This is a genomic window from Clostridium sp. LIBA-8553 (assembly GCF_057782465.1).
The window spans coordinates 290,929-313,308 of sequence record NZ_CM173489.1 but is presented as its reverse complement, the minus strand read 5'-3'; the positions used below and the strand labels follow the sequence as shown (position 1 = coordinate 313,308).

General features: G+C 29.1%; 16 protein-coding genes and 2 riboswitches. Of the genes, 8 read left to right on the top strand and 8 right to left on the bottom strand.

All coding sequences use genetic code 11. The annotated features are described in order from the left end of the window. Positions 1-127 precede the first annotated feature (127 nt). Positions 128-700, bottom strand: coding sequence for a xanthine phosphoribosyltransferase (locus AC2JAQ_RS01305; protein WP_488457531.1), 573 nt, complete (start codon positions 698-700; stop codon positions 128-130). Positions 701-973: 273 nt separating this feature from the next. Further along, positions 974-1,075, bottom strand: a riboswitch (purine riboswitch). Between the two features lie 171 nt (positions 1,076-1,246). Next, the gene (locus AC2JAQ_RS01300) at positions 1,247-2,044 is read right to left on the bottom strand and encodes a TIGR00266 family protein (RefSeq protein WP_488457530.1); all 798 of its coding nucleotides are present in this window, start codon (positions 2,042-2,044) and stop codon (positions 1,247-1,249) included. A gap of 319 nt (positions 2,045-2,363) precedes the next feature. Continuing rightward, positions 2,364-2,462: riboswitch (NiCo riboswitch) on the top strand. Between the two features lie 109 nt (positions 2,463-2,571). On the opposite strand from AC2JAQ_RS01300, the gene AC2JAQ_RS01295 reads away from it, so the two are divergent. The 3 genes from AC2JAQ_RS01295 (at position 2,572) to AC2JAQ_RS01285 (ending at position 9,053) form a co-directional block, all read left to right on the top strand. After that, positions 2,572-5,127, top strand: a complete 2,556-nt coding sequence (locus AC2JAQ_RS01295; RefSeq protein ID WP_488457529.1) for a cation-translocating P-type ATPase — start codon at positions 2,572-2,574, stop codon at positions 5,125-5,127. A gap of 536 nt (positions 5,128-5,663) precedes the next feature. Next, positions 5,664-8,324 (top strand): calcium-translocating P-type ATPase, PMCA-type, encoded by a 2,661-nt coding sequence (locus AC2JAQ_RS01290; RefSeq protein WP_488457528.1) that lies wholly within the window; start codon positions 5,664-5,666, stop codon positions 8,322-8,324. A 99-nt stretch (positions 8,325-8,423) separates the two neighbouring features. After that, positions 8,424-9,053 carry a DedA family protein gene (locus AC2JAQ_RS01285; RefSeq protein ID WP_488457527.1) on the top strand — a complete coding sequence of 210 codons (630 nt, stop codon included), beginning with the start codon at positions 8,424-8,426 and terminating at the stop codon, positions 9,051-9,053. A 174-nt stretch (positions 9,054-9,227) separates the two neighbouring features. On the opposite strand, the gene AC2JAQ_RS01280 is transcribed toward AC2JAQ_RS01285, so the two are convergent. Beyond that, positions 9,228-9,902 (bottom strand): DUF975 family protein, encoded by a 675-nt coding sequence (locus AC2JAQ_RS01280; RefSeq protein WP_488457526.1) that lies wholly within the window; start codon positions 9,900-9,902, stop codon positions 9,228-9,230. Between the two features lie 237 nt (positions 9,903-10,139). Then, the gene (locus AC2JAQ_RS01275) at positions 10,140-10,793 is read right to left on the bottom strand and encodes a DUF975 family protein (RefSeq protein WP_488457525.1); all 654 of its coding nucleotides are present in this window, start codon (positions 10,791-10,793) and stop codon (positions 10,140-10,142) included. A gap of 194 nt (positions 10,794-10,987) precedes the next feature. Between AC2JAQ_RS01275 and AC2JAQ_RS01270 the strand changes: the two genes are divergently transcribed. Then, positions 10,988-11,362, top strand: a complete 375-nt coding sequence (locus AC2JAQ_RS01270) for a ribosomal maturation YjgA family protein (RefSeq protein WP_488457524.1) — start codon at positions 10,988-10,990, stop codon at positions 11,360-11,362. A 314-nt stretch (positions 11,363-11,676) separates the two neighbouring features. Here the strand turns inward: AC2JAQ_RS01270 and AC2JAQ_RS01265 are convergent, their stop codons facing one another. Next, positions 11,677-13,776, bottom strand: coding sequence for a sodium-translocating pyrophosphatase (locus AC2JAQ_RS01265; RefSeq protein WP_488457523.1), 2,100 nt, complete (start codon positions 13,774-13,776; stop codon positions 11,677-11,679). Positions 13,777-14,256: 480 nt separating this feature from the next. On the opposite strand from AC2JAQ_RS01265, the gene AC2JAQ_RS01260 reads away from it, so the two are divergent. The 3 genes from AC2JAQ_RS01260 to AC2JAQ_RS01250 all read left to right on the top strand — a co-directional run bounded on the left by AC2JAQ_RS01260 (position 14,257) and on the right by AC2JAQ_RS01250 (position 18,513). Then, a complete protein-coding gene (locus tag AC2JAQ_RS01260; protein WP_488457522.1) occupies positions 14,257-15,228 on the top strand; it encodes a fructosamine kinase family protein in 972 nt (323 codons plus the stop codon). Positions 15,229-15,426: 198 nt separating this feature from the next. Next, the gene (locus tag AC2JAQ_RS01255) at positions 15,427-16,125 is read left to right on the top strand and encodes an ABC transporter ATP-binding protein (protein ID WP_488457521.1); all 699 of its coding nucleotides are present in this window, start codon (positions 15,427-15,429) and stop codon (positions 16,123-16,125) included. 9 nt (positions 16,126-16,134) lie between these two features. Next, on the top strand, positions 16,135-18,513 hold the full coding sequence (locus AC2JAQ_RS01250) for an ABC transporter permease (protein ID WP_488457520.1): 2,379 nt from the start codon (positions 16,135-16,137) through the stop codon (positions 18,511-18,513). An 89-nt stretch (positions 18,514-18,602) separates the two neighbouring features. On the opposite strand, the gene AC2JAQ_RS01245 is transcribed toward AC2JAQ_RS01250, so the two are convergent. Together AC2JAQ_RS01245 and lepB are read right to left on the bottom strand one after the other, a co-directional pair. Then, on the bottom strand, positions 18,603-19,493 hold the full coding sequence (locus AC2JAQ_RS01245; RefSeq protein ID WP_488457519.1) for a hypothetical protein: 891 nt from the start codon (positions 19,491-19,493) through the stop codon (positions 18,603-18,605). A gap of 23 nt (positions 19,494-19,516) precedes the next feature. Beyond that, on the bottom strand, positions 19,517-20,026 hold the full coding sequence (lepB, locus tag AC2JAQ_RS01240) for a signal peptidase I (RefSeq protein WP_488457518.1): 510 nt from the start codon (positions 20,024-20,026) through the stop codon (positions 19,517-19,519). A 367-nt stretch (positions 20,027-20,393) separates the two neighbouring features. On the opposite strand from lepB, the gene AC2JAQ_RS01235 reads away from it, so the two are divergent. Continuing rightward, the gene (locus tag AC2JAQ_RS01235; protein WP_488457517.1) at positions 20,394-20,792 is read left to right on the top strand and encodes an HsmA family protein; all 399 of its coding nucleotides are present in this window, start codon (positions 20,394-20,396) and stop codon (positions 20,790-20,792) included. Between the two features lie 187 nt (positions 20,793-20,979). On the opposite strand, the gene AC2JAQ_RS01230 is transcribed toward AC2JAQ_RS01235, so the two are convergent. Continuing rightward, on the bottom strand, positions 20,980-22,380 hold the full coding sequence (locus tag AC2JAQ_RS01230; protein ID WP_488457516.1) for an FAD-binding oxidoreductase: 1,401 nt from the start codon (positions 22,378-22,380) through the stop codon (positions 20,980-20,982).

The window sequence follows — 22,380 nt, the reverse complement described above, 5'->3', positions numbered from 1 at the left end:
TTCTCAAAATCAAAAAGAGAGTAGCAATACTACTCTCTTTTTAAAAATATTTTATGCTCTTAAATTGTTTAGTAATTGACCATGTTTTAAGCTAGCTAAAAACTAATATTCATCTAAACCTAAGCTATTACTTAAAAGAAACCTTATTATTCTCTAATTTTTCTATGATAGCAAGAGATTCAACTCTTACGCCTAAGTCTTCTAAAACTTTTCTTCCTTCTTGGAATCCTTTTTCTATAACGATACCTATTCCAACTAATTCAGCACCAGCTTGCTCAACTAAATCTATCATTCCTTTAGTTGCACATCCTTGAGCTAAAAAGTCATCGATAATTAAAACTCTCTCACCTTTATTTAAGAATTGTTTCCCAACTCTAACTTTATAATCTTTTTTCTTAGTAAATGAGTGTACATTTGATTCGTAAACATCTTTATCTAAGTTTAAGCTTTCAGTTTTTTTGGCAAAAACTACAGGCACATAATCAAAATATTGAGATGCTATACCTGCAATAGCTATTCCGGACGCTTCTATTGTAAGTATTTTATCTATTTTTTCACCTTCAAATCTTTTTCTGAACTCTTTACCAACTTCATTAAGAAATCTTATATCCATTTGATGGTTTAAAAAACAATCTACCTTTAGAATATTTCCATCTCTAACTTTTCCTTCTCTTAATATCTTTTCTTTTAATGCTTCCATCTTTCTTTTCCCCCTATTATAAAAATTATTTCATCCTGATAAGTAACCCTACTTAATAATTACTCTTAAAGTTCTTATTTAATCTTTAAAAAGTTCCATATAGCCTATACTCTTCCCACTTAAAAATAATTTCTATAAGCTTGTTTCAAAATTAAAATCAATAAATTCAATTGAAAAGTTAATCAAATTAATTTTGATTTAAATACTATTTAAAAACAAAAAATTCCTAAGCCTTAAAAGCCTAGGAATATATAATAATCTCACAAAAAATATAGAAATCACCTATATATTCGTAGTTAGGATGTTTACGGCTTCCTAGTAGAAACACTCAACCCATATTGTCGAGCATATACGATATACTTATATAATTGCATATTAAGTTATTAAGTAGTATTATAACTACTTATCCTCTCCATGTAAAGTTTTATCATTAAATTATTTTTAACTATACTTAAAAAGTCAAATATATAGATATATATTTGACTTTTTAGGAGCTATAAAACTTATTAGATTTAAAGCATATTAATACATGTGAAGAGCTAATATTTAGTCTTGAAATAATCTACCAAACTCTCCTAGTACACTACCTTCTCCTACATCACGAGAACCTGGTACTTGAGGAGCCGATGAAACAACTTTAGACGCTAATCTACTAAATGGTAAACTTTGAATCCAAACCTCTCCAGGTCCTACTAAACTTGCAAAGAAAATTCCTTCGCCACCAAAAACAGCATTTTTGATTCCTTTTACATATTCAATATCATAATTAACATCTTTTGTCATAGCAACTAAACATCCAGTATCAACCTTTAACTTTTGTCCTGGCAAAAGTTGTTTTCTAACAATAGTACCGCCTGCATGAATAAATGCTAATCCATCTCCTTCTAATTTTTGCAAGATAAAACCTTCTCCACCAAAGAATCCTGTTCCTAATTTTTTTCTAAAATCTATTCCTATGCTTACTCCCTTAGCTGCACATAAAAATGCGTCTTTTTGACATATAAGCTTTCCACTAAAATTTCGTAAATCTACAGGAATTATTTTTCCTGGATAAGGTGATGCAAAAGAAACTTTTTCTTTTTCTGCTCCTAAATTAGTAAAAGCTGTCATGAATAAGCTTTCTCCAGTTAGAACTCTTTTAGCGGCGCCACCTAATTTGCCCAAAAAGCCACTTGAACCATTATTACTTCCATCTCCAAATATAGTCTCCATTTCTATATGGCTATCCATCATCATCATTGCCCCAGCTTCAGCAACAACAGTCTCCCTTGGATCCAATTCAATTTCAACAAATTGCATATCGTCACCATAAATTTTAAAATCAATTTCATGTGAATTCATCATTTACTTAATCCTCCAATAGAAATACTACTTTATTTCAGTCTAATTTTATTTTTCATACTATCATAAATTATATAATTGTCAAAAAAATTATATTCTAGTCCTTTTAAAAAAGTACCTTTTTATTTATTTCGGCATATAATTTAATAGCAGTATACCTCTAAGTAAGTGAGAATATGATAAAGAACGCTTTCTGTATTTTAATAAAAAATATTCCTCAACTTAACAGCTCTATACTCTAAAAAATTAATTATTTTAATTAAATGTATTGTATGTTATATGTTTTATAATTTAAGCATCTCTTTGCACTGCATACAAATCTACAGTACAAACTGAGCAGGCGATGGACTTATGTAAGATAAGTTCGTAAGGCCGGGCCTTAATTGGCAGCAGGATGAAATATCATACCTGTGGGACAGTAAATGTTCTACGGGTATTTTTTTATACCCAAAGAATATTTCTAGATCTTTGCAATGCCATAGAGCTATCTTAAATAAGATTATAAGAATCTAAAATGGAGGTAACTAACTATGACAGAACAACATTTCAAAGGACTCACTACTCAAGAAGCAAAACAACTTCAAGAGAAATTTGGCAAAAATGAACTTGTTCTTGAAAAAAAAGAAAGTCTTTTCCAAAAGATTTTTCATGTAATCACTGAACCTATGTTTCTCTTACTAATTGTTGCTGCTACAATCTACTTTATACTAGGCGAACCTAAAGACGGCGCAATTATGTTGGTTTTCGTTGTTGGAATTATAGGTATTGAAACAATCCAAGAATGGAAAACTGATAAAACATTAAAAGCACTAAAAGATTTATCAGCTCCTCAAATTAAAGTAATTAGAGATGGCTTTGAAAAAATAATCAATAGCTACGATTTAGTACCTGGTGACATTATGTATATTTCAGAAGGGATTAAAGTGCCTGCTGACGGCATAATCTTAAAAGCTAGTACACTTTCTATTGATGAGTCCTCTTTAACCGGAGAATCTGAACCAATGTGGAAAGTTTCTACAAAAAATTATACCAAAGATAATACCGATTACTGGCGCAAAGATTACTGCTATGCTGGAACTCTTGTTATACAAGGTACTGGAATTATTTTAGTTGATAAAATTGGTCCAGCTACCGAATATGGTAAAATAAGCGAAAATATTATATCTGCTCCTGACACTCCAACACCACTTCAAAAACAGACAGGAAAATTAGTAAAATTATGTGCAATAATAGCAATAATATTATTTATTATTGTTGGTATTATTACGTATTTTAATATACCTGATCATACTTTTGTAGATAGACTTATAGAAAGTATTTTATCTGGCGTAACTTTATCTATGGCCATGATACCTGAAGAATTCCCAGTTATTTTAACTGTATTTTTATCAATGGGTGCATGGAGACTAGCTAAAAAACATTCACTTGTTAGAAAACTACCATCAGTAGAAACTCTTGGAGCTGTTTCTGTTCTTTGCGTTGATAAAACAGGAACAATAACAATGAACAAAATGACTGTTACAGATACTTGGAGTTTAACAAATGATACAAATACACTTACTAAACTAATGGGAATGGCCTGTAAAACTGATGCCTATGATCCTATGGAAAAATCTATGATATCTTTTTGCGAAGAACATGGAATTCCTAAAACTATACTTTTTAATGGACAACTTATAAAAGAATATGCCTTCACTAACGAGCTAAAAATGATGGGCCATGTTTGGAAAAATGACAATGATATTGTAATTGCAGCAAAAGGTTCACCTGAAAGTATATTAAAAATATGTAACTTGACTGATAAAGAAAGAAAACTAGCAGAAAATAAAATGATTGAAATGTCTAAACATGGGCTTCGTGTTATTGCCATTGGAGAAATGAAATTAAATAATATAAATGATATACCAAAAACACTTAAGGAATGTCACTTAAATCTTTGCGGTATGGTTGGTCTAGCTGACCCTCCTAGAGAATCTGTAAAAGAAGACATTAAAACATGTGCAAAAGCAGGAATTCGTATTGTAATGATAACTGGAGATAGCGGAATAACTGCAAGTTCTATCGCTAAACAGATTAATATGCCAAATAGTAATAAAATTATTACCGGCGATGAACTTAATAAAATGAGTGATGAAGAACTTAGAGAAAGAGTTAAAGAGGTTAACATTTTTTCTAGAGTTGTTCCCGAGCATAAAATGAGAATTGTTAAGGCATTTAAAGAAAATGGTGAAATAGTTGCAATGACAGGGGACGGTGTTAATGATGCTCCTGCCCTAAAGCATGCAGACATTGGTATAGCTATGGGTAAACGTGGATCAGAAGTTTCTAGAGAAGCTGCAGATTTAATTTTACTTGATGACAACTTTTCTACAATTGTTGAAACTATAGCTGATGGTAGAAGAATTTATGATAATATTCAAAAAGCATTTGGATATGTATTCACTATTCATATTCCAATTGCTTTTGGAGCACTAATGGCTCCACTGCTTGGAATAAGCCCTGCAAATCTTCTATTGCTTCCAATTCACGTTGTTATACTAGAGCTAGTAATTGACCCGACATGCTCAATTGTGTTAGAACGTCAACCAGCAGAAAATAATATTATGGAAAGAGTACCACGTAATCCAAATGAAAAACTACTCACATTAAAAACTCTTTTTAAAAGCTTACTTCAAGGTTTTGTTATATTTGTAGCATCCTTTGGAACTTATTTTTTATTTTTAAATCAAAATCCAGACAATGCATCTATTGCAAGGGCAATGGGTCTTACAATCATATTACTTTCTAATATAATTCTTGTTCACGTTAATAGTTCGAATTCTGATTTTGTAGCCAAATCCTTCATTAAGCTTATAAAGGATAAGGTAATGTGGGCTGTTAGTTTAGGAACACTAGTAGGTTTAATGATAATTCTCTATAGTCCATTAAACAGCTTTTTAAAGCTAGCACCTTTATCTTTAATGCAGTTCATCATAGCAACGTTAATAGCAGTTGCTTCAGTTGCTTGGTATGAACTTGTAAAGGTAATAAACTGTATTAGACAACAAAAGAAACACTATAATTTTAGGTCAAAAATCCAAAAATAAAAATTCTTTATAATTTGTATTAAAATCAAATTAGTAATTAAAAATTTTAATAGTTTGTAATTCTCTTATGTCATAATACCTATAAAAATTCAAAGAATTATTGCAGGTATTATGACATTATTTTAAATTTATAATAAACTAAGATTTTTAATCACATTTGCTTATATAAAACCATAATATTTAGTAAGATATTTTTATTGGTTTCACCAAAAAAATTTTATATGTGAAAAAAGTTATTGACAGACAACTCAAAGAGATATAATATGATATTAAACTTAATATTTAATATCTATTGTGTTAAGAGGGAGTAGTTACAAGTTATAATATCAACATCGCGGTTAACGAAAAGTTACCTGGTATTATACACCAATTCGGTTACAAGACTTTTAATATAATCTAAGGAATTCAAGGTATTTTATGTACTTTTCCTTAGATTATATTAGGAGTCTTGTTTTTTTTAGACTTCTATACATAGATATTATTTGTTAGCAATTATCCCTAAATAATAACTTTTAAACAAGAAAGGAGATAATAATATGAAAAAAGTTTATTCAAAATCTAAAGAAGAACTTTTTAAAGAACTTGGTGTAAACAAGGACGGTTTAAATAATACCCAAGTTCAAAGCATGCAAGAAAAATATGGTAAGAACGAGTTGGTTGAAGGTAAGAAAAAATCTACTTTCCAAGTATTTCTTGATCAATTTAAGGACATGCTTATAATAATTCTTATATGTGCTGCTGCTATTTCAATGTTCCTAGGAGATATTGAAAGTGCCGCTGTTATCATATTCGTGCTAATAGTAAATGCTACTCTTGGAACAATCCAACATCTTAAAGCTGAACAATCTTTAAGTAGTTTGAAAGCTTTGTCCTCTCCATCTACTAAGGTACTTAGAAATGGAGAAAGAATCGAAATAGATTCTAAAGATGTTGTTGTTGGAGATATTATCTTCCTCGAGGCTGGAGACTATGTTCCAGCTGATGGTAGGATCCTTGAAAATTATAGTTTACAAGTTAACGAAAGTTCATTAACAGGTGAATCTGAAAGCATTGTTAAAATGTCTGAAATAATAAAGGGAGAAGAAATCCCTGTTGGTGACAGAAAAAATATGGTTTTCTCTGGAAGCTTAGTAACTTATGGTAGAGCTACTGTATTAGCTACTTCTGTTGGTATGGATACTGAAATAGGTAAAATAGCTCAATTATTAAATGATACTAAAGAAAAGAAAACTCCACTTCAAGTTAACCTAGATAACTTTGGTAAGAAACTTGCAATTGGAATACTTGTTATATGTGCCATTGTATTCGCACTTAGTATGTACAGAGGCGAAGCTCTTATAGATGCCTTCATGTTCGCTGTTGCTTTAGCAGTTGCTGCTATACCAGAAGCTTTAAGTTCTATAGTAACAATAGTTCTTTCTTTAGGAACTCAAAAAATGGCTAAAGAAAATGCTATTATAAGAAAACTTCAAGCCGTTGAAGGATTAGGTAGCGTATCTATAATATGTTCAGATAAAACTGGTACATTAACTCAAAATAAAATGACAGTTAAAAAGATTTTTGTTGACGGAAAAATCGTAGATTCAAATGAATTAAAATTAGAAAAGAAAATAGACAATGATTTACTTCTTATGAGTTTACTTTGTAACGATGCAGTGACTGATAATGAAAAAGAAATTGGTGACCCTACAGAGGTTGCTCTTGTAAATTTAGGTGACTTATATGGTATGGACGAACTTGTAGAAAGAGATAACTACAAGAGACTTGGAGAAATTCCATTTGATTCAGATAGAAAACTTATGAGTGTTGTTTATAACATTCATGGTGAAAATATTATAGCTACTAAGGGTGCTGTAGATGTACTTCTTAAGAGAGCTACTAAAATTGAAACTTCTAAAGGAGTTAGACCTATTACTAAAGAAGATATAGCTAAGATAGAAGAAGTTAACCAAAACTTCTCAAAAACTGGTCTTAGAGTTTTATCTTTCGCATATAGAAATATTGAAAGTAGAACTGATATAAAACTTGATGATGAAAATGACTTAACATTTATAGGTCTTATCTCAATGATGGATCCACCTAGGGAAGAATCTGCTGAGGCTGTTAAAGCTTGTATAGCTGCTGGAATTAAGCCTGTAATGATAACTGGTGACCATAAAATAACAGCTTCTGCTATAGCTAAACAAATAGGTATATTAAAAAATGATAGTGAAGCTATTGAAGGTTCTGCTTTAGATAAAGTTAGTGATGAAGAACTTAAAAACATGGTAGAACACATTTCAGTATATGCTAGGGTTTCTCCTGAGCATAAAATAAGAATAGTTAAAGCATGGCAAGAAAAAGGTAATGTTGTTGCCATGACCGGTGATGGTGTTAATGATGCTCCGGCCCTAAAACAAGCTGATATCGGTGTTGCAATGGGTATTACAGGATCAGAGGTTGCAAAGGATGCTGCTTCAATGGTATTAACAGATGATAACTTTGCAACAATAGTAAAAGCTATTGAAAATGGTAGAAATATTTATTCAAATATTAAGAATGCGATTAAATTCTTATTATCTGGTAATACTGCTGGTATATTATCAGTATTATATGCTTCTTTATTAGCATTACCTGTACCATTTGCTCCTGTGCATTTACTATTTATAAACCTTTTAACTGATAGTTTACCTGCAATTGCTTTAGGTCTTGAACCTCATAAAAAAGATGTTATGAAGGAAAAGCCAAGAAAAGCTAATGCTTCTATTTTAACAAAAGACTTTGTTACTGATGTTTTATTTGAAGGTGTAGTAATTACTGTTGTTACTTTAATAGCTTTCTATATTGGATTAAATCAAGGTGGAGCTCCATTAGCAAGCACAATGGCTTTCGCTACTCTATGTTTATCAAGACTTGTTCATGGATTCAATAGTAAATCTAAAAAACATGTATTATCAAAAGAGCTATTCTCTAATAAGTATTTATGGGGTGCTTTTGGTATAGGTTTTGTATTATTAAACATTGTTCTTTTAGTTCCTGTATTTGAAGGATTATTCCAAGTTGCTCCACTTACACTTAGCAACTTATTAACTATATACGGATTATCACTATGTACTTTCATAGTTGTTCAGGCTGTTAAGTTTGCAATAGAAAAACTTAATAAAAATAAAACAAATACTGGTTCTCAAGAATCAGACACTGAAAACAGAGCAGCTTAATAATTATAATTTTTATGGAGACCATGTTAATGGTATATTAGCATGGTCTCTATTTATATAATACTAATACAAAATAAGAATATACGGGAGGATTTTTATATGGGGTTTTTAGAATCTCTATTAACATTTTTAATTAATATGATTGGTTCCTTTGGATACTTTGGAATCTTATTAATAGTTGGGTTGGAATATGCCTGTTTTCCACTTCCAAGTGAAGTTGTTTTAACCTTTTTCGGACTTAGTGCATCTCAAGGAGAATTCTCTCTTATAGGAGTTATAATTTTTAGTATTATAGGTGGCTTATTAGGTTCTCTAATATGTTATGCCATTGGTTTTTACGGAGGCGTTCCCCTTCAAGAATGGATAGGATGCAAATTTCCAAGTAGTCAAAAAAGTATGATAGCACTAAATAAATGGTTTAAAAAATATGGAAAGCCTGCTGTATTGTTAGCTAGAATTGTTCCGCTTACTCGTACATATGTATCTTTATTAGCTGGCGCTGAAAAGTTCAGTTTAAAGTATTTTATTTTATACTCATCTTTAGGTATAAGTATTTGGAATATTTTCTTAGTATGCTTAGGATACTTTATAGGAGATAATTTACCTCTTATAAATTCAATCATGGAGAAATATACATTCATAACACTAGCAATATTAGCTATTGGTATTATAGCTATTATATATTTTAAATTCTTTAAAAAGAAAAAATCTACTACTAAACATAATTAAATATAAAAAGGCATAGTTTTACTATGCCTTTTTTACATTTAACTACGTTTAAAACCTTATAATTATATCTAAATCTTATTGTTTATAAAATGACTGTTCCAAAAATTTTGATTTGAATAAATAATATAAATTTACAAATTACATACTTATTTAATGATTACTTCTTACTACTTATTAATTGACTGTGTTTGAACTTCTTATGCCTTTATAAAAAATATACACTGTAAGCATTATATATGGTTGTAGCCAAAAAACACCTATTCCCAAGGTTAGTAATGTTAAAATCCACCATCCTAAAAAGCTTAAAGTCATAATAACATATTTTAACTTGTAACCTTTAGTTATATCCCAACTCATGCTTATTGCCTCTATAACTCCTACTCCATCATCTTCCGTTAATATAATTGACATTGGGAATATACAAGCTTCTATAAAAAGCCCTAAAACGACCAATATTACAAAAAATATAAACATTAAAAATACACTTTGGCTAATAAATGAGGCTATAGTAAAAGTCATAGTCAATATAATTGCTCCTATACCTAAAACCAAACCAATTAAAACTTCACATAAAAATATCTTAATTGTTGTTTTGAAACTCACAAGACAATCTAAGTATTTTACTTTCTCTCCTGTTTCAGTTAACTTAATACAATACCTAATAAATGTTGCATTTAAAAATGCAGATAACACTAAAACTATAACCCAACCAAATATAGGTATTGGAGATAAGAAAAATGTTAATAGCATTGATGATATAGTAACTAATAAGCATGCCCCTACTGCATTTCCCCATCTTCCACTCAATAATTCTTTAGCTTTTAATTTACATTCTACTCTATCTGTCAATAGATAGCGCCCCCTACAAATTGATTAATTATATAAATCTAATTACTTCTATATACTATTCATGCCAATTAATAATTAGCACAAAAAAATAAAAGGTTATACTTAAAATCTACTTACAAAACCAAAACACTTATTTTTAATTTAGTAAATATTCTATATACAACCTTTTATTTTTTGATTATATCTTATATTCTATATAAATTTTATCTAGAAATAATCATATTTTACTATCTAAAACTATTGATATTCTCCTACCATATGTTTGTAGAATAAATATGTTGATAAAGTCATGTATGGTTTTAACCACAACCATCCTATTCCTAAAGTTATAGTAGCTAATATACTCCATCCTATGAAACTTAATAAAAATACGAAGTATTTCCATTTAAAACCTCTTGAAATAGCTATTGCTTTTTTTATCCCATCTATTATGCCTATCTCTTCATCCTCTATAAAAATAAATGGTATTGTAAAAAATGTTAATACATAATATATAGAAATGATAAACTCAATTATCATTCCAATTATAGCAATTATTGAACTTTGAGAAACTCCACCTATTGCAAAAATTATAAGTGGAATTATTGCAACAATTAATCCTACTATAAATTGTGCCACTGCAGCCTTAATCAATACTGATCCACTAACAAAACAATCATTATATTTAACCTTCTCATCTGTTTTAGTAAGCATAATACAATATTTATTAAATGATAGATTTAAATAATAGGATAAGATTGCTCCTAATATCCAACCTAATATAGGTATAATGTATAATATTATACTAGCTAAAGCTGCTAATACGAAAAATATAAATACTGCCCCTACAGCATTTCCCCATCTTCCACTTAGAAGTTCCTTAGCTCTAAGTTTACTTTCAGCTCTTTCCATAGAAAGACCTCCTTTATCTTGTTTTATAATAATTACAATATCAAATGTAATATATTAACTATTTGTTAATATATTATATATTTTATCTATTTTTTGTTAATATATCAATATTATTCTACAATCTGTTATAATTTACTTAACAGTATTTCTTATTATGAATATATTGATTTTTATTAAAGAAAGGTATTAAATTTATGAGATTAAAATATTTTAGTTTAACTATTTTAACTATGATTTTAGGCTTATTATCAAGAAAATTTATGGCGTACCTACCTAATTTGATAGCACCTTATTTAGGAGACACACTTTGGGCAACTATGGTTTACTTCGGCTTTAGATTTTTATTTCCAAAAAACAAAGCTGAAATTTGTTTTCTTATTGCTATTATTTTCTCCTTTGCAATAGAAATTAGTCAATTATATCAAGCTCAGTGGATTAATAATATAAGATCTACAACATTAGGTGCCTTAATTCTTGGACACGGATTTCTTTGGAGTGATCTAATATGTTATACCATAGGTGTGTTGATTGGCTATTTCACAGATAAAATAAGTCTGATAAAATCTTAATTTTTATAATCATATCTGTTCTAGATTAAGTTAATGTTAAATAAAAAGCTATGTTTTAAACTAGTGTTGATTTTTAGATAGAATTATATGCTCATCTCTATTTTATATACGAAGCATTTCAATATCATTATGTTAAATTGTATAAGTTCAAGATACCAAATTAAAAATTTGGATTTTCACATAAAAAAAGGCCCTAAGGAGTAGCAAAAACCTTAGGGCAAAAATAGAGGTATCTACAATAGCAATCAAAATTTATAACTAATAGTTTAAAGCGGCAGACTTTAAACTATTATTATCTTATATTCAATTCTTAATTAAAGTATTCCTATTGCAAGTATTAATGATGCAAATACTATAGAAATCATAGACATTAATTTTATTAGTATATCAATAGAAGGCCCTGTAGTATCTTTAAATGGATCTCCTACAGTATCTCCAACCACTGCTGCCTTATGACAATCTGATCCTTTTCCACCTAATACTCCACCTTCAATATATTTCTTAGCATTATCCCAAGCTCCTCCAGAATTAGCCATCATTATAGCTAATACAAATCCAGTTACTGTTGAGCCTGCTAAAAGCCCTGCCACTCCATTAGGTCCTAATAATAAACCAGTAATTATAGGCGTTAAAATAGCCACTAAAGCTATTGGTATTAATTCTCTTTGAGATGATTTCGTGCATATATCAATACATTTTTCAAAATCAGCTTCTGCCTTTCCTTCCATAAGTCCTTTAATTTCTTTAAACTGCCTTCTTACCTCAACAACTATCTGAGAAGCTGCTCTTCCAACAGCATCCATAGTCAATGCTGAGAATACAAAAGTAACCATTCCACCTAAAAATAATCCTATTAAAACCTGTGGATTTATTATAGAAAGATTAAATGTAAAATCTAATCCTTGTGATTTAACTATATTTTCTACAGAATCTTTGTATGCAGCTATGAAAGCCAATGCTGTTAAAGCAGCTGAGCCTATAGCAAAGCCTTTTCCTGTAGCCGCTGTAGTGTTTCCTAGTGCATCTAAAGCATCTGTTCTCTTTCTGACTTCTTGGTCTTGTTCAGTCATCTCTGCTATTCCGCCAGCATTATCTGCCACCGGTCCATAAGCATCTGTTGCTAAAGTTATTCCTAATGTAGAAAGCATACCTACGGCTGATATAGCTATTCCATAAAGACCTAGACTAAAATCTTTTGAACCACCAGAAACTAAGAAACTAATAACTATAGATATTGAAACTATTATTACAGGAAACGCTGTTGAAATCATTCCTAATGATAATCCACCTATTATAGTTGTAGCTGAACCCGTCTTAGTCATATCAGCTAATTTTCTAGTAGGTTTATAATTCTCGCTTGTATAATACTCAGTAAAGTATCCAATCAAAATTCCAGCAATTAATCCAGATAAAATACTAAAGTAAATTCCTAAGTTATTTTCTCCAAGTATCAATTTAACTATGAAGAAAGCTGATACAGCAACCAGTACTGATGCTATATATGTTCCTCTCCTCAAAGCTCCAAGAAGTGCCTTTTGACTTGCATCCTCTTTTGCTTTAACAAAGAAAGTTCCAATTATACATGCAATTGCTCCCACTGATGCAATAGTTAAAGGAAGCACTACTCCCTCTAATCCAAGCCCAGCTGAGACTGCTAAGGCACAGGCTGAAACCAATGAACCTACGTAGGATTCATAAAGGTCTGCTCCAAGGCCAGCTACATCTCCAACATTATCTCCAACATTGTCTGCTATAACAGCAGGATTTCTATGATCGTCCTCTGGAATACCAGCCTCAACCTTTCCAACTAAATCAGCTCCAACGTCAGCAGCCTTTGTAAATATTCCTCCTCCGACTCTAGCAAAAAGAGCCATAGATGAAGCTCCCATACCAAAAGTAAGCATAGCAGATGTTATTTGTCCAATCTTTTCAACCTCTGGTAATGCAGCATAATACCAATCTAAAATATAATACCAAACACCTAAATGAAGAAGAGCTAAGCCAACTACTACTAATCCCATTATGGCACCACTAGAAAAAGCTATTTTAAGTGCTCCATTTAAACTTTTCTTAGCCGCTGTAGTAGTTCTTGAGTTCGCATTGGTTGCAGTTTTCATTCCAAGATAACCACTTAGACCAGAGAATAATCCACCAGTCACAAAAGCAAAAGGAACAAACATTGATAAGTAACCCATAAAACTTAAAATCATTAAAAGTGCAAACATTCCTAAAAAGAACAATGAAACCCCTTTATACTGTCTTATTAAGAAAGCATTAGATCCTCTTTTGATTTTCTCTGCAACAGCTCTTATATCACTATCGCCTTCGTCACATTTCATTATTTTTCTTCCTAAGTAAGCAGCAAATAGAAGTGCTATGATTGAACATATTGGCACTAAAAGCATAAGGTCCATTTTCATCTCCCCCTATTTTATTGATCTTTTAATAATAAGCTTATTAAAAATTAATAAGAGCTCATACATAGAGATTAATAGAAATAATTTAAATAGAAATATCTATCGTCTAAACTAATTCTATTTTTATATAAGATTAATTTAATTGACCTAAACAAACGTTTACATAATACTTGTAAAACTAAATAATTTGCTAACCTTACTTACACTTTAATTATAGATTTTTACTAAAACTTGTAATATTGTTTAATACTATTTTTCTTATTTATATATGGTTATCTCTACATATCTCATTTCTACTAAATTTCATTAAATTTTCACTTTAATTTTGACTCTATTCTTAATATATTTATTTAATTTCTAAAATATTACAACTTAATATGAATTAACTACTATATAATTTAATCCTTTTTACTAGTAAAATTTAATGGTAAAAGTTATTGTTTATAACTAAATTTTCAATATTGAGAGGGATTATAAATGAATAAAGATTCAAAACTTTTTAAGGAACTAAATAATTCTGAGCTAAGTATATTAATAGATGACTATTTCGGAATTAATACTAAATTCCAAGCAGATTTAATAACAGGAGGACTATTTAACACTACCTATTGTATTAAATTATTGAATACTAATGAAAAATTTATACTTAGAGTCGGTCCAGTAAACACAGATTTACTTCTTCCTTTTGAAGTAAATTTAATGAAAGGTGAAGAGCATGTGTACTCCCTTTGTGAAGCCAATAATATACCTAGTACAAAAATTTTAAAATGCGATGTAAGTAAAAAATTAATACCTAGAGATTACATGATTATAGAATATATAGATAGTAAGCCCTTTTCTGAATTAAAGCTTGATAAAGAAGCCGAAAGCTTTTTATACAATGAAGTCGGTAAATATATTAGTAAATTACATCAAATAACTTCAAAAAAATTTGGAAGAGTTTATGATGTTTTTAACAATAATGGTTTTGATTCTTGGAGCGAATTCATATTTGATGAGTTCCAAAAGGTAAAACGTAGACTTAATGAATTTAATATTTTCACTGAGGAAGAACTACATTCTTTTGAAAGTATTATAAAGGAAAATTTTAATTTATTAGATGAAGTTAAAACACCACACCTTGTTCATTGCGATCTTTGGACAGGTAATATATTGATTAAATCTTATAATTCTACCCCTAAGGTAGCAGCAATTATAGATATAGATAGAGCTTTATTTGGAGATTCAGACTTTGACTTCGCAAATCCTTGGATTACAAATGAAGACTTTTTAAATGGTTATGGTATGACTTCAGATGATTCTCCTAATAAAACAACTAGGAAGAATATTTATAGGTTAATGTATCATTTAATAGACGCTTATGTGTTGAAAGTAGAATATAATAATCCCATTGCATCCGAAAATGAGAAACTTAATGCTATTAAATTGCTAAATGATATTGTTAAATAAAAATATTTAATATAAAAAAGAAGAGAGGCTAAAAGATAGTACTCTCTACTTTTTATTTAATTCAGATTTTTTACACATCTATTAATTCTATTTATATTTTTATACTCTAACATATTAGGTATATAAAAGTATATAATAGAAAGAAATATAAAAAGGAGGAATTAGTGAATAATACTTTTTATTTTCACTAGGAAAATTATGATTACTTTAGAAAATGTATTTAAGACCTATAGAACTGGCGATGTGGAAACCCATGCCTTAAGAGGTGTTAGCCTATCCATAAACGATGGCGAATTTATTGTTATTCTCGGTCCAAGTGGAAGTGGAAAAAGTACTTTATTAAATGTTATAAGTGGATTAGATAATATAACATCTGGAAGTATTAAATTTAATGGTAAAGAAATAAGTAAATATAAAGAAGATAAACTTACTGAATTCAGAAGAGATAATTTAGGTTTTATTTTTCAACAATATAATCTACTTCAAAATTTAACTGTTTATGAAAATATTCAAATGGGTGCTGATCTTAGTAAAAATCCATTAGATATTAATGAAACACTAAAACATGTTGGTTTAGAAAACTCAAAGGATAAATATCCATCTCAACTTTCAGGTGGACAGCAACAAAGAGTTTCCATAGCAAGAAGTGTTGTTAAAAACCCTAGCATAATGTTTTGTGATGAGCCAACAGGTGCCTTAGATGAAGAAACAGCTAAGCAAGTATTAAATTTACTTCAAAAACTTAATAAAGAGTTAAAAACAACTACTGTAATAATAACTCACAATCCAAGTATAGCTAATATGGCTGATACAGTAATAAGAATGAATTCTGGAAAAATAGAAGAAATATACAAAAACAAAGAAAAACTTACTGCTAATGAGCTTAAATGGTCATAGGAGGATACTATGTTATATAAAAGTGTGTTTAAAACCTTTAAGAAAAAATGGGCTCAAATCTTAGCTATTGGATTAGTTATATTTATAAGTTCATTTATTTATACAGTTATGGCATATGCCATAGATGGATTAAAAAAGCCTACTGAAGAATTTTTTAAAGAAAGTAAACTAGAAGACTTATCCATTGATATGTATAATGGACTAACTCAAAATGAAACGGAATATCTTATTAAAAACAATCCTTCCCTTGTCTCTGAACTAAGTGGGAGCTTTTATTTAAGTGATATAAAAAGACTAGATGAAAATCTATTTAATGAAATAATAGAAAATAGGAAAAAAGAATTTCTTTCTGACTATAATGGCTATGAATTAGAGCTTAGAGATTACAAAGACATCGACTATACTCTTAATGGAAAAGGAAATAAAGGAAGAGTCTTCAAAAATGGAATTACTATGAACCTTACTTATATCGAAGAAGGAAGGAAAGCTGAAAAAGATGATGAAATAACTATTGATAAGACCTATGCAAAAAATAATAATCTTAATATAGGTGATTATTTAGACTTAAATGGTAATAAATTTAAAATAGTTGGTTTCTCACTGCTTCCTGATTATAACTTACCTTTATTAGGTACAGATCTTATTATAGATAATAGAACTCAAAGCTTTATTATTATGACAGATAAAGCCTTTGACGAACTAAAAGGCGACGAAAACTTTCATTTTTCTGGAGTTTCTAAAGGAGAATGGAATGAAAGTAAGTTTAAAACTGAGGTAATTGATACTTATAAAGATAAAAGTAATCTAAAGTTCATAACTAACATTGTATCAACTCAAAACCAAATGAGAAGTGGTGGAATATATCTAGAACTTAAAGGTGGTAAAGCTATGAGCATGGGGTTAAGTATAGTTATATCTTCTATAGCCATCTTAATTGTTGCCATTCTTATTTATAAGATTTTAAGAGAAGAAAAAGGTCAGATTGGTGTTCTTAAAGCCTTAGGATATAAAAACAAAAAAATAGCTAAGCCCTACATAGTGCTTATTCTATTAATATCTTTACCTATGCTTATCTTAGGATATGTAGGGGGATGGCTAGCTGCTGAACCACTAAAAAACATGTACCTAATGTTTTATCTATTACCATCAGTTCCTATAAGAGGCAATTTTGTGGTAGCTCTTACAGCTATTATTGTTCCATTAATCTTCTTTATAGGACTTTCTTCAATATTAATAATAAAGATGCTTTCTAAAAAGGCATTAGATTTACTTAGAAACTCTGAGACAAACAAGGTTTCGTTCTTAAATAAACTTACAAATAAAATACTTAAGAATGCTAAAGGTAAAACTAAGTTCAAATACTCTTTTATCTTTAAGAATACAGCTAAATTCTTAGTATTTTTCTTTGGAGTGCTATTCTCAACTATCTTAATAGTTATGGCTTTAATGATGAGTAGTGTATTTAATAATCTTGGAACTAAGTATTATGAAAGAGTTGATTATAATTATGAAGGCTTTATAGATAATACTAAGGAACTTCCTAAACTTAGTGCTGGAGAAGAAAAATTCCTACAGTATCCAAGTGCTTTGTATAAAGATGAAATGATAACCTTAATTGGATTATCTGAAGATAATAAACTTCATAAGCTTTATGATAAAGATAATAAGGATATTACTAAGGATTTAGATGATGGTATTGTAATGACTAGTAGCTTTGCTCTTAAAAATGGAATAAAGGTTGGAGATACAATAAAAGTTCAAATTGGAAATAAAGAAGAGTCCTTAAAAATAGTTGGAGAAACTGATGAATATACTGGAGATAAGCTTTATATTTCTAGAAAAAAACTCAGTGAATTAATAAGTGATGGAAAAAATTCCGATCTTTATAATGGAGTTTTCTCAAAAGAAAAGTTAAATAGCAATGACTATGTAAGTGTTGTAAATAAAAACACAATACTTGAACAAAGTAAATCAATGCAAGGCTTTGTTAGAGTTTCAATATATGCAATGATAGCAAGTGCCGTATTCATAGCAGTAATAATAATGTTTGTCCTAACTTCACTAACTATTGAAGATAATACTTATAGCATCTCTCTACTAAAAGTTATGGGATACAATAAAAAAGAAGTTAACTCAATGATTCTAGATAGTTATAAGATATATACAATAATTGCTTATCTAATAGGACTACCACTAACCATAGTAAGCATGAACTTTGGTATGAAATATCTAGCCTCTGAATTTGGCATGATACTACCTATGAAACTTAGTCTGCTACAAGCCATTTTAGGTTTTGTAATAGTTCTAATAATCTTCTATTTAGGAACCTTTAGTGCTAAGAGAAAAATAAATAAAATCTCATTACAAGAAACATTAAAAAGAGAATAAACTAAAAGAATTATAAAAGATATAAAACTCATCCTGTTAAATAGACATTATTAAAAATACTGTATTAAGTCTACTTAACAGGATTATTCTTATTCTAATTCCCACAGCTTGTTCTCAAGCTTCTTATCTTTTTTATTACATTTAACATAACTAACATTAAATTTAGTTTTTCTGGCTAGTTCTACGATTTCATCCTCTGTAAAGTCGTTCTTTTTAAATTTAATACAATACTCATATTGACCTGACTCTTTCGGATTTAATTTACCCTTTATATTTTCTCGTGAAATTAGCCCGTCCTTGCTAAGAATATTTTTTTCTAATTCCTTAGTCACTATAGGATCAAAACTTATATTCTCTATATAATCCTCATCTAAATTATTAAATGCTCTTATATCAAAAAATATAGATAAATACTCTAAATTCTTCTCACCAGAAACTCCAATACCTCCAAAACTTAAGCTTAAATCATTTTTATACACTTCTTGTCCATTTAATGTCAAATTACTTCCTTTAGTTATATATTTATCCTCTCCAACATCGACTTCTACTTTCATATCCATAATCATATTATGAATCTCAATGTATCCCCCATCTCCAATTCCATAATTAGAAGAGACAATTGAAATTATCCTTTCCCTAACAGCATCCATGTATTCAAACTTCAAATCATTATCTAAGTTTACAAACTGATCATTACCTTTAGCTATAACAGTAGAGTTTCTAAATCCAGATAATTTATAACTTGATATATATTGATTTAATCTTGAGTCTCTAATAAAAGTTTTTATTTCATATGTATTTTTTACTAAAGGAAATGTAATAAGCATTACTATTATAGTAGTAATTAAAATTCCAATTAACCATCTAAAACTCGCCTTTGCCCCTAGTTTATTAATTAGAAATTCTCCTTTAAGTAGATCATAAATCCACCATATAATTAATATTAAAAGAAAGCAATCTATAAATAACCATGTGCTCATAGGAACTCCCTTAATCTTATTCTTTAGTTAGCAAAGTTAAACCTATTCAAAGGCCATACTGTTATTTGAGCTTTTCCTAATATATCATCACCCTCTATATATTTTTCACTCCAATACCTTGCATCTTTACTATTATCTCTATTATCACCTAATAAAAGATATTTGTCTTCTGGAACTTCAAAATTTACATTCACTTCACCACCTTGGTATTTTATATAAGGCTCATGTAACTTCTCATTATTTACATATACTGTTCCATCTTCTTTTATTTCCATCTTATCTCCTGGTAATCCTATAAGTCTTTTTATCATCCTCTCATCAAATTCCTTTGAATAAAAAACTATCATATCTCCTCTTTGCATCTTAGATAAATTATATATTCTTGTAGCAAAAAGCTGATCTCCAGGTTCAATAGTTGGTGCCATTGATGGAGTTGGAACTACTATTTTAAAAAGTAAAAATTTATTTATAAGAAATGTTAATATTATCGCTACACAAATAATTAATGCATATTCTTTTAAATTTTTAGACATTTTTCTTCCCCTTTCTAAACCTAATTTTTTATTATAATTAATTACATCTATTATATCATCTAATACATTTTTTTCCTCATTTACTTTTAAAAAACAATTTATCTTTCTAAAAATTAATTTTAATTAGAAAAATATATTAAATTAAAAATAAATTTTATTTTTTAAACAAATTGTAAATAAAATTTTCTTATTAGGTCTATAAATTTTTTGTGAATATGTTATTATTAATATGAACCTAGTCCATAATGAAATTTAATTTTCACATATTAAAGTAAATCCACGCTTTAGATTTCTTTTAATATATGAAAACTTCAACTTAAGGACAGGCTATAAAATTTTATTCTAATTTAAGAAAGAAGGTTTTTTTATGCCTAAATTATTAATTCCAGCTATTATATTCATAACATTAGCATTAATATTTTACACAATTGGTGTTTGGAGTGAACACAGAGCAGGTATATTAAAGAAAAAACATGTAATAATCTTTTGGTGTGGTTTAGTATGTGATACTCTTGGTACATATACAATGAGTAGAATAGTTGCATCTGGAACTGATACTAGCATTACTCCAACTGACCTTTTAATACATCAATCAACAGGTATGCTTGCTATTATTTTAATGCTTATACATGCTGTTTGGGCAACAATTGTTCTAAACAAAGGTAGCGAAAAAGCAAAAGCTATATTCCACAAATTTAGTTTAGTAGTTTGGTTCATATGGCTTATCCCATACTTCGTAGGTATGTATATCGGAATGACATCATAAAAAACAAGAGCCTATTTGGGGCTCTTTATTTTTTTATCAAATTAAATTTGTTTATCTAAATTATAAAATAAAGCTTATAAGTATATTAAGAGTATTAATGAACTTTACTAACTATTATTCAATAATACTCTTAATAAATATTATAAGTTTTTTAAGTTATTTTAATATAAATTATTTTATCACTTTATTATTCACAAACTTTACCTGGGTTTAAAATATTATTAGGATCAAAAGCTAGTTTTATTCCTCTCATAATATCAATTGTGGCTTTATTTAATGATTCATCTAAATATAGTTTTTTAGCTAAACCTATACCATGTTCTCCTGAAACTTGTCCATTAAGTTCTCTTTGTTTTGTATAAAGTATTTCCATAGCTTCACTAAGCTTTTTATTCCATTCTTCTTCTGATAATTCATCTCTTAATATATAGATGTGTAAGTTTCCATCACCTGCATGTCCAAAACTTCTTATTCTGATATTAAGCTTATTCTCTACTTCATTAGTGAATTTAACAAATTCAGCTACTTTATTTCTTGGTACAACTACGTCAACCTCATCCATCTCGCTTGTTGAAGCTTTTATAGCTTCTAAGAAAGCTCCCCTAGCTGACCATATTGATTCTTGTCTTTCCTCTGTATCTGATATAAATACATCTAAGGCTCCTTCTTTTAAACATATATCAGCCACTTTTTCATAGTAACCTTCAACCTCTTCCTTAGAGTTGCCATCAAAGCTTAATATTAAATAAGCATCTGCTGAGCTATCAGGGAATTTCTTTCCTAAGAACTCCTCTGCTGATATTATTACTTCTCTTTGCATAAATTCTATTGCTGTAGGTATATTCTTTGATTTTATTATTTTAGGAACTGTTTCTATGGCACTTTCTAAGTCCTTAAATGGAACTAATAAACTTATTACTTTTTTAGGTAATGGTAAAAGTTTTAAAACTATCTTAGTTATTATTCCTAAAGTTCCTTCTGAACCAACCATTAAATCTTTTAAACTATATCCTGAGCTGTTTTTAACAACCTTTCCACCTAGTTCTAAAACTTCTCCATTTGGAAGTACAACTTCCATACCTCTTACATAGTCTCTTGTTACTCCATATTTAACAGCTCTCATTCCTCCTGCATTGGTACTAACATTACCACCTATAGTTGCTGTTTTTTCTCCTGGATCTGGTGGGTAGAAGAAATCATGCTCCTCAACAAACTTAGCTATTTCCATAAGAAGAACTCCTGGTTCAACTGTAAGAGTTAAGTTATCTTCATCTAATTCTAAAATCTTATTCATTCCACTTAAATCTAAAAGTATTCCTCCAAATATAGGAACAGCAGCCCCAACAAGACCTGTACCTGATCCTCTTACTGTTACAGGAATATTATTTTCATTAGCATACTTCATTATAGATACAATTTCATCTCTATCCATGGCCTTAACAACAATATCTGGCATATGCTTTTCTGATCCTAATTCATCATGAGAATAATCTTCATTTATTTCTTCTCCAATAAATACCCTCTCATTATCATTTATTATTCCTTTTATAAATTCAAATCCAACATTATCTATTTTATTATAACTCAT